Consider the following 9,482-nt stretch of genomic DNA (forward strand, 5'->3'; position numbering starts at 1 on the left):
ATGACAACCGAAATTCACGTTGAGGACCTCCATGTATACTTCGAGAAGAACCACGCCCTGAAGGGTGTGGACATGGACATCAATAAGAACGGGGTGACCGCCGTCATCGGCCCCTCAGGCTGCGGCAAATCGACCTTCATCCGTTGCATCAACCGCATGAACGACCTGATACCAGGTTGCGTGGTGAAGGGAAAGATCCTGGTGAACGGTGCAGATATCAACGAGGATGCGGTGGATGTGGTGGACATTCGCCGCCGCATCGGTATGGTGTTCCAGAAGCCCAATCCGTTCCCCAAGAGCATCTACGAGAACGTGGCCTATGCACCGCGCCTGCACGGTGTCATTGAGACCTTGAACGGGAAAGTACGGCGGCGCAAGCACACCAAGAATGAGCTGGATGAGATCGTCGAGCGCTCTTTACGCCGGGCGGCGCTATGGGGGGAGGTCAAGGACCGCCTGGACAAGGGCGGCATGACCCTCTCCGGAGGGCAGCAGCAGAGGCTGTGCATCGCCAGAACGCTCTCTATCGACCCGGAGATAATCTTGTTCGACGAGCCGTGCTCGGCGCTGGACCCCATCGCCACGGCGAAGATAGAGGACCTGCTGGTGGACCTGAAGAAGGATTACACCGTGGTCATCGTCACTCACAGCATGCAGCAGGCCGCGCGCATTTCTGACCGGACCGCCTTCTTCTACCTGGGCGAAATGATAGAGATGGGGGAGACCAGACAGATATTCGAGCGGCCGCAGAAGGAGCTTACCGAACAGTACATCACCGGGAGGATGGGTTAATGGTTCCAAGGACGACGTTCAATCATGAGATGGATGAGCTGAATCGAGAGATCACCGAGATGGCCAACGCCTCCAAGACGGCCATAGAGAAGGCGGTGCAGATGATCGCCGACATGGACCTGTCCCTGCGGGAGGAGGTGGCGGAGCTGGACGCCCGCATATACGTGCTCAACGGGCAGATCGACAAGCATTGCCTGGACATCATCGCGCTCCATTCACCGGTGGCCAGTGACCTGCGCATGATATCGGCTTGCCTGAAAATGGTGGAGGACCTGAATCGTTTCGGCCGCTATGCCCGTGACATCGCCGAGCTGATCGACGACTTCGAGGAGGGCAAGGCGTTCAAGAAGTTCGAATCGCTGAGGAACATCGCCTGTTTGGTGGTAGGTCTGGTCGACGACGCGGTGTACTCGTTCCTGCAGAGGGACGCGGAGAAGGCCTCTCACCTTCACGAGAGGGATGACGCCGTGGACGCCTTGTACGACACCATCTTCCGGGAGATACTGACATACATGATGGAGGACCCCAAGAAGATCACCGTGGGCATCGACCTGATACTGGTCGCGCGGTACATGGAGAGGGTGGCGGACCACGCCTGCAACATCGGGGAGTACGTCTATTACATGGTGACAGGGGAGCGCCTGGACCCCAAGGTGAGGGTCGGCCACGTGGAGCAGAACATCACCGCATGCCAACGACTTTTCGACCATCCCTGCCCCAAGCATGAGCTGGACGAGAAGTGATATAAGGTCATCGTACCCGCCGTTCCCCATCAGGAAAGGGTCCGTCTCAATGGTATGGGTAGATGACGAACAACAATGCTCCCAGGGCGAAGAGGAGCCAGCTCAGCCGACTCAGCTCCTTCCGGCGTCCGGAGGCGGCCATTGCCAATGGGTATGATATCAATCCGATGGCCAGCCCGAATCCGATGTTGAAGGTGAAGAGCATGAAGGCTATGGTCAGCACCGCCGGTATCGCTTCGGTCATATCCTCGAAATCGATCTTCTTTATGGGGGACATCATGCTGATGCCCACCACAACTAGTGCTGGGGCGGCGGCCATGCCCAGGAAGCCCGAGGGAATGCCGGCGAAGAAGGGTGTCAAGGCCAGCATTCCCAGGAACAGAAGTCCGGCCACCACTGCCGTCCTTCCGGTACGTCCGCCCTGCTCGATCCCCGTGGCGGACTCGATGAACACCCCGGTGGTACTGGTGCCGAAGACTCCGGCCATCACCGTGGCGGCGGCGTCCACCCGCACCACCTTGTCCATCCCGGGCAGTTTCCCTTTCTCGTCCAGGAATCCCGCTTTGCCCCCTAGTCCAAGCACCGTGCCGGCAGTATCCAGGAAGTCCATGAGGAACATGACCAGGATTATCGGCAGTAAGGTGAGGTTGAGCGCCCCGACCACGTCCATTTTGAAAAGGACCTCTCCCCAGTCCGGTATAGGGCCGAACAGTGAAGGCACCTCCGTGGGGAGGGTTGTGCCGTATCCGAGACCGCCCAGGACGAAGCCCAGAACGAGCGTCACCGCCATTCCCAGAAGGACGGAGCCGACCACTTTCTTGATGTGCAGGTAGAGGGTGATGGCTATGCCGATGAGCACCACGATCACCTCCGGTCGGGCCAGATCACCTATGGCCAGGGGCGCACCGGGAACTCCCGGCAGGGAGATGCCCGCATTGGCCAGCCCGATGAACAGGAGGAAAAGACCGATCGCCACTCCCCAGGTCGCGGAAAGGAACGGGGGGATCGCATCCAACAGGGTCTTGCGCAGTCCGGAAAGGGAAAAGAGCAGGAAAAGTAATCCCGCGATGAACACCGCGCCCAAGGCCACGTTCCAGGTGACGCTCAGGGCGATGACCACGGAATAGGCAAGGAAGGCGTTCTCGCCCATGTACGGAGCGAGAGCGAATGGCCGTTTGGCGTACAGGCCGCAGGCCAGTGTGGCGATGCCAGCCACCATGATGGTTGCCACCATGGCCGGTCCGAACGGGATACCCGCGGCGGACAGGATGACCGGATTGACGATTATTATGTAGGCCATGGTCATGAAGATCGTGGCACCTGCGATTATCTCCCTGCGATCGTCCAGTTTGAGCGCCGTCTCACCCGCCACCGAATGTTATCGGCAATTATTTCTCATTAACCCATCCGTCCTTTGACGGACGTGGGTGGTCAAGGCCGATCGGCCGGGTCCTCAAGGTCCCCGAAAGGCGGGAGGACGAACTGGGCCATGACCCTCTCTCGGGGGAAGCAGAGGCTACGAAAAAGGATAATAATAGAATACGCCAATAGTTAAACGATCACAATGGACAATTGCAGAGCGAAGGCCCAGAAGGCCGTGGATGAGCTGGGACAGCAAATGGGCGGATACGTTCCGGAGACATTGAAGCACATCAACAAACACTATCCTTCCTTGGCGGTCATCATCAAGGACATGGACAAGGTCATCAACGAGGACGGCGCCCTGGACCGCAAGACCAAGCGCCTTATCGCCCTGGCCTGCGTCGCCGTGAGAATGTGTGACGGCTGTGTCTATCCTCAGGCCAAGGTGGCCAAGAACAACGGGGCTACGCGCGAGGAGATCATGGAGGCTCTGAACATCGCTGTGCTGACCGGTGGCGTTCCTACCTGGTCCAACGCAAAGGGCGGAATTACCAAGCTGTTCGACGAGTGGGATGCCGAGGACGCAGAGAAGAAGTTGTTTAGCAAGCCTAAGGCCAAGTCTAAAACGACCAAGAAGACCGCGACAAAGAAGTGAGCCAGTCACTTCTTGAAATTCCCTTTTTCTTCATTTATTATATTGTTTTTTATATTCTTATATTGGCAAAGTTCTTATAATATAGCTTCATCACTTCAACTCGGAGAAATCACATTGGCTTATAGACCAAATAGAAATCGAAGCAGGAAGGGGAAACCGACCAATTACCGGGACAGGGACGCTCCCTCTACCAGGGTGGGCATGTTGAACATGCGCCGCGTAGGGGAGTTCAGGTACGATGTCCGGGAATTGTTCATCGACAATAAGATGGACCCTGACCTAGCTACGACCTTTTTGGCCAGTATCATCGCTAAAGCCTCCCGCCTTAGCATCAAGGAGTGCAAGGACTTCGTGCGTGATCAAGAGGATGCCTTGATCATCACCAAGGACGTCTCCGATGGGATCTGCTATCTTTTGGACAGATATACCAAATATCAGAGCCAACAGATCGTTCAGAACTGAACATTCGGTTCCAACGCTCTCTTGGTCCAGTATCGGTTTTTTTATTCTCCTTCTTTGAAAGGTCTTTAGGATAAGCTTCTAAGTTCGTCAGAGCCGCGATCGTTCGATCAATAGGGACGTTCGCTCAACTGGGAGGTTTAGTTCTGCAATCATCGTTATCTCGATTCACGAGTAGATGGTGGTTTCCCGATCATTCATCTATGATGCTGATCTTTAATTGCCTGTTGTAGGTAAACCCTAATTCGTAGTTGATAGGCAATGTCATGAACCAGACCATCCCGTCCTCCAAGAGGAACTCTACGCTTCCGTTTCCGATGACCGACCATTCTTCATTGTACTGATAATCCCCTCCGTTCACCATGTTCCATATATCGGTCTCATCGAAGACGATGAACTGAAAGCCCTCTCCAGTATAGTTGAACTGGTACGATTCCCCGTTTCCGGGCTCTTTCAAGTCACATGACCAGTCCACATTGACATTGGTTGTCGAGGTGATCCTGCGCTGTTCGATCAGCTCATTTCTGTTTATAAGGCCGTTCAGGTCCAGGTCGCTCATTTCGGCACCGTCGACATCGACAAGTTCGTATGTGGCACGATAGTCGGAGGAAATGAGGTCAACGCGATAGGCCAGGTTCGTATGCGCCCCTCGATAGACCACACACATTCCTGCATCGTGGCCCAAACCCTGTGCCATGTCCAAGGATCGCCAGACGGCCTTCGTTCCCCAGGTGGTGTTCAGGCTCACCTCATCAAGATAGGCTCTGACGGAAAACAAGGGGGCAGGTAGAGATAAATGGAGTTCCAGGCCCCCTTCCTCATCATAAGGGCCGGAACGGGAATATGACCGCTCACCAAATATGTTCAATTGTTCCCCGAACGATCCATTGATACCGACCAGATCGCCCCCGCCGGTCACTCGATAGGTCAGCATCATATTGGTGTTCAGAGGAAGATCAGGCTCCGAATCACTCCCTATCACGAACACCGTCCCTATGGAAGCTACCATCAGCGCCGCTACCAATAGGACCGGCCAGATCTTCGGCTCCTCGGATGTCGTCAAATACTTCCCCGACATCGATTTTACTGAGGGGGCATAAAGATATCGCTAGCGTTCGAAAAAAAGAAAAGAAAGGAACAAGACCTGGATCTCGCTCAGGGTGAGATCAGTTCCCGCTCGCCTCGTTCCATGCCTTCTCCAGGTCCTTCCGGGCCACGGTCTCCAGCACGTACTTGCCGAACTGTTCGCCGGTAGCGCCATCGGAACGTCCGGTGATCCTGACGCGCTTCTCGAACAGTGTGCATAGGTCCAAGGCCATCTCCAGCTTGCGCGCCTTCTCCACATATCCAACGTGGTTCAGCAGCATCGCCGTCGCCTTTATGATGGAACTGGGATCGGCGTATTGGGCTCGTCCTTCGTCCACCATGCGCGGGGCGGAACCGTGTATGGCCTCGAACATGGAGAAACGGGTACCGATGTTGGCGCTTCCCGCCGTCCCCACTCCTCCCTGGATCTGGGCCGCCTCGTCCGTGAGTATATCGCCGTATAGGTTGGGGAGCACCATCACCTTGAACTCCGCTCGTCGGTAAGGATCGATGAGCTTAGCGGTCATGATGTCGATGAACCAATCGTCCCACTTGACCTCCGGATAATCCTTGGCGACCTGCTCGGCCATGCTCAGGAACTTGCCGTCGGTCTTCTTGATCACATTGGCCTTGGTGACGACAGTCACCTTGTTCTGCCCGGTCTTGCGTGCGTGATCGAACGCCAGCCTGATGATGCGTTCACATCCCTGCGTGGTCGCCACGGTGAAATCGATGCTGATATCCTCGTTCACGTCCACGCCCTTGCTTCCCAGGACGTATGCCCCTTCAGTGTTCTCCCGGAAAAAGATCCAGTCGATGCCCTGCTCGGGAATGCGCATCGGGCGCACGTTGGCGAAGAGGTCCAGCTCTCGGCGCATGGCGACATTGGCCGACTCTATGTTCGGCCAGCCGTCGCCCTTCTTCGGGGTGGTGGTCGGCCCCTTTAAAATGACATGGCACTTCTTAAGCTCGTCCAGAACATCGTCCGGGATGGCCTTGAGGTGCTTGGCGCGGTTCTCGATGGTGAGGCCGTCGATGGTCCTGACCTCCACCTTGCCCGCTTCGATCTCCGTTTTAAGAAGTTCCCTGAGGATGTTCTCAGCATGCGTGCAGATGAACGGGCCGATCCCGTCACCCCCGACCACGCCGATGATCATCTTGTCCAAGTTGGCATAGTCTGTCAACTGGGAGGACGATCTCATTACCTCCACCCTTGCCAGCTGTTCTTTCAGGATCTTGCCGAAGTGCTCCTTGGCGGCATCGATATCAACGTTCGTCATCATGACCGGTTGAAGGCAAACGGTGAACTCATATTACATTTTTGGCCGAGGGGACCGATCGAGGCAGCGATACAATATATGAAGATCATGCAACCCAGATGATCATAGAAGCAGAAAATCAGAGATTAAGGTATATGTCAGCGTCCGGTTGAATAGGCGGAGGATCTAATGACATTTCCAGGGAGAGGTTTATTTTATGGGATGGACCTGATCTTCCGGACGCCTAGCCTAGAAGGCACTTTATACCTTGTTTTTAGCCCTTATAATAGATTGCATCTAACTATCAAAAGATTAGAACGATATATCCTGTCGGTGCTTTCACCGCGTCATGTGCGAAGTCCCGAGGATTGTCATTGCTAGGGAGAGGAGCGGGACCGGGAAGTCCACCGTCACCATCGGCTTGCTGATGATATCTAATTAACTAGATCGCCCAACGGTACAAGGCAGGAACCGGTCGGAGCGATCCCGCGCCTGGAAAATGTGAGAATCAAAGGTGATCATCGAGGGCGCAGTGTTAATATATCGTTAACATTAACCGATCGATAGAATGTCCCATCTCATCGCAAGAAGGACGTTCATCACATTATTGGTATTCATCATCCTGCTGAGCGGAGTCCCTTTTTCGATGGGTGTCTCCGCGGCAGGCGATATTGACGCCGTGGCACCAATATCCATGGACCGCTACCGGTCAGTATCCTATCAGGACCTGGAGTCCATGATGTCCGCTGTCGGGGTCCGCGATCCCCTAGCGAACTACAACGTTCTGGTCGATGGCATGGGCACCGGTCTGGCCCCTCCCACCGCGGATGAGTGGGACCTGTTCCTGAGCACCGCCATGCTGGACGGCGGCGCGCAAGAGTACCAGGTGCCGACCGCTTCCTCCTTGGACCTTTCCGCCGAGGTCTACTTCCCGCAGGTCCGCAGCCAAGGTGGGGAAGGCTCCTGCGCCGCCTGGGCCCTCACCTATTACAATTACGGCTATATCGAGGCTAGGGACCAGGGATGGACGCAGGCGAAGAGCGGCAACAACACTCAGTTGCTCTCCCCTTCCTGGACCTATAACAAGGTCAACGGGGTGACGCACGAAGGGTCTAGCTACTCGGAGAACGCCCGCATGATCCAGCAGTTGGGCGTGGCCACCTGGGACACCTTCCCCTATGTGGACACTGACGACCAAGGATTTGGCGGGGAGACGGCCTGGCGCTCGGCGCCCGCTCACCGCATCAGTTCCTATGTCAGCGTGTGGAATCCCGATCCCGATACCGTGGTAGCTCTCATCAAGGAGCAATTGGGTCTTTACCGTCCCATCAGCTTCGCCATGGACGCCAACGAGTACACCCCGGCCTTCGCTGACGGTAACAAGATCATGTCCGCGGCAGAGTACGAGCACTCGTATTACAATCACGGGCAGACCATCGTAGGCTATGACGACGTCATGACTGATGACGGTGAGGTCGGAGCCTTCAAGGTGGTCAACTCCTGGGGCAGCTCCTTCGGGCAGGGTGGATACTATTGGATCACCTACCAGGCCATCAAAGAGATGCTGGGTTTCCCCATGGTCTACTTACTGGACAGGACGGACTACCAGCCCAGCCTGCTGGCCACCTGGGAGTTCACCACCGGTCCCTCGGTCGACACCGATATCGACGTGGGGGCGGGCAGCAGCACGTCGCCCTCCGATAAGGTCAGCACCTACTTCTCCACCGGAAACGTCAACCGTTTCCCGGGATTCATGGCCCTGGACGTCTCGACGCTTAACAATGAATATCTGGATGGGGAAGAGCACTACTTCCTCAACCTGAAGAACGCCGCCCTTTCAGGCACGGTCTCCTCGTTCCACATCGAGCTTTACGGTTCAGGGTACGTTCCCGGAGAACCTTCGCAAATGATGGCGATATCTTCCGAAGTGCCCAAGAGCGTACCGGGGGTGGTCAACGCCACCCTGGTCAATGAGGACCTTACACCGCCATCCTCCGAGGTTCAGGACCTTCCGGCCTACGTCAACGCATCCACTTTACAGCTGACCTGCACATCCTCAGACAGCGGCAGCGGCGTCGATCATCTGGAGCTGTTCTATCGCTTCAATTCCGGTAGCTATACCAAATACCTCCCCGCCTCCAATCCTTCTGGTGAATGGACCGGGGAAAGCATAACGTTCGATATCGCCCAGGCAGAAGGCCAGGGGCCATATCAGTTCTGCTCCATAGCGGTGGATGAGGCAGGGAACAGGGAGTCCGCGCCTTCAGTGCCTGACGCCAGCACCACGGTGGACCTGGCCGCCCCGAACACGATTATCGGTGTGGACGGAACGATGGGTGATAACGATTGGTACGTTTCTACGGTCACCGTCACCCTGAACGCGTTCGACCTGTGGAGCGGGGTCGATCATATCCTGTATCGTTTGAACGGAGGGGGATGGACGGATTATTCCTCCGCGCTCACCCTGCAGCAGGGGAACCATACTCTGGAATGCTACGCGTTTGATCGCGCAGGCAACCAGGAAACGGTGCGGAACATCATCGTCCACGTGGACGACGGGGAGCCGACGGTGAACGTCGTTACCAACGCCTCCACTACCAACGGCTGGTACCGCTCATCGGTCATGGTCACCATGCAGGCCGATGACGATATGGACCCCGATTGCTCGTTGCAGTACCGTTTGGACGGGGGGTCATGGACACAGTATCTGAACGTCTTCGTTGTCGAAGGGGACGGTGAGCATCTCCTGGAGTTCTACGCTACTGACCAGGCGGGAAACGTTGGCGGTGAGGGATCGCTCGATATCGACATCGATGCTCTGGACCCGGTCTGCGGCCATTCGCTTCAAGGACAGATAGGGGATGAGGGGCGATACGTCACCGCGGTGAACGTGACCTTGTCCCCATCGGACCAGGGCAGCGGTGTGGACGCCGCCTTCTATCGGCTTGACGACGGCGTTTGGCAGGAGTATTCGTCCACGTTCCAAATGATCGAGGACGGGGCGCACGTCCTGGAATATTACGCGGTCGATGTGGCTGGGAACACCGGTCCAGTGGTCCGGGTGGACGTGGTCATCGATTCGTTCGGACCGTCCGCCAGCATGGAGACGGACCGGTCGTCCTCCAA

At 56.3% G+C, this 9,482-nt stretch carries 8 protein-coding genes; 5 read left to right on the forward strand and 3 right to left on the reverse strand.

The features are described 5' to 3' along the window. Both pstB and phoU read left to right on the forward strand, forming a co-directional pair. The gene (gene pstB, locus VMW85_05740; protein HUT27530.1) at positions 1-792 is read left to right on the forward strand and encodes a phosphate ABC transporter ATP-binding protein PstB; all 792 of its coding nucleotides are present in this window, start codon (positions 1-3) and stop codon (positions 790-792) included. Further along, the gene (gene phoU / locus VMW85_05745) at positions 792-1,535 is read left to right on the forward strand and encodes a phosphate signaling complex protein PhoU (protein ID HUT27531.1); all 744 of its coding nucleotides are present in this window, start codon (positions 792-794) and stop codon (positions 1,533-1,535) included. Before pstB ends, phoU begins: the two co-directional genes overlap by 1 nt. A 46-nt stretch (positions 1,536-1,581) precedes the next feature. Here phoU and VMW85_05750 read toward each other — a convergent pair whose 3' ends face one another. Beyond that, positions 1,582-2,907, reverse strand: a complete 1,326-nt coding sequence (locus VMW85_05750) for an NCS2 family permease (protein HUT27532.1) — start codon at positions 2,905-2,907, stop codon at positions 1,582-1,584. Positions 2,908-3,099: 192 nt separating this feature from the next. Between VMW85_05750 and VMW85_05755 the strand changes: the two genes are divergently transcribed. Next, a complete protein-coding gene (locus tag VMW85_05755) occupies positions 3,100-3,552 on the forward strand; it encodes a carboxymuconolactone decarboxylase family protein (protein HUT27533.1) in 453 nt (150 codons plus the stop codon). Between the two features lie 114 nt (positions 3,553-3,666). Then, the gene (locus VMW85_05760; GenBank protein HUT27534.1) at positions 3,667-4,014 is read left to right on the forward strand and encodes a hypothetical protein; all 348 of its coding nucleotides are present in this window, start codon (positions 3,667-3,669) and stop codon (positions 4,012-4,014) included. Positions 4,015-4,204: 190 nt separating this feature from the next. Here VMW85_05760 and VMW85_05765 read toward each other — a convergent pair whose 3' ends face one another. After that, positions 4,205-5,089: a hypothetical protein gene (locus VMW85_05765; protein HUT27535.1), complete on the reverse strand. Its 885-nt coding sequence runs from the start codon at positions 5,087-5,089 to the stop codon at positions 4,205-4,207. An 88-nt stretch (positions 5,090-5,177) separates the two neighbouring features. After that, positions 5,178-6,380 (reverse strand): isocitrate/isopropylmalate family dehydrogenase, encoded by a 1,203-nt coding sequence (locus VMW85_05770; protein HUT27536.1) that lies wholly within the window; start codon positions 6,378-6,380, stop codon positions 5,178-5,180. 544 nt (positions 6,381-6,924) lie between these two features. Here VMW85_05770 and VMW85_05775 point away from each other — a divergent pair. Further along, the coding region (locus VMW85_05775; protein ID HUT27537.1) for a C1 family peptidase at positions 6,925-9,482 on the forward strand (2,558 nt) is incomplete at its 3' end.

Source organism: Methanomassiliicoccales archaeon (genome assembly GCA_035527755.1).
Taxonomy (GTDB): Archaea; Thermoplasmatota; Thermoplasmata; order Methanomassiliicoccales; family UBA472; genus UBA472.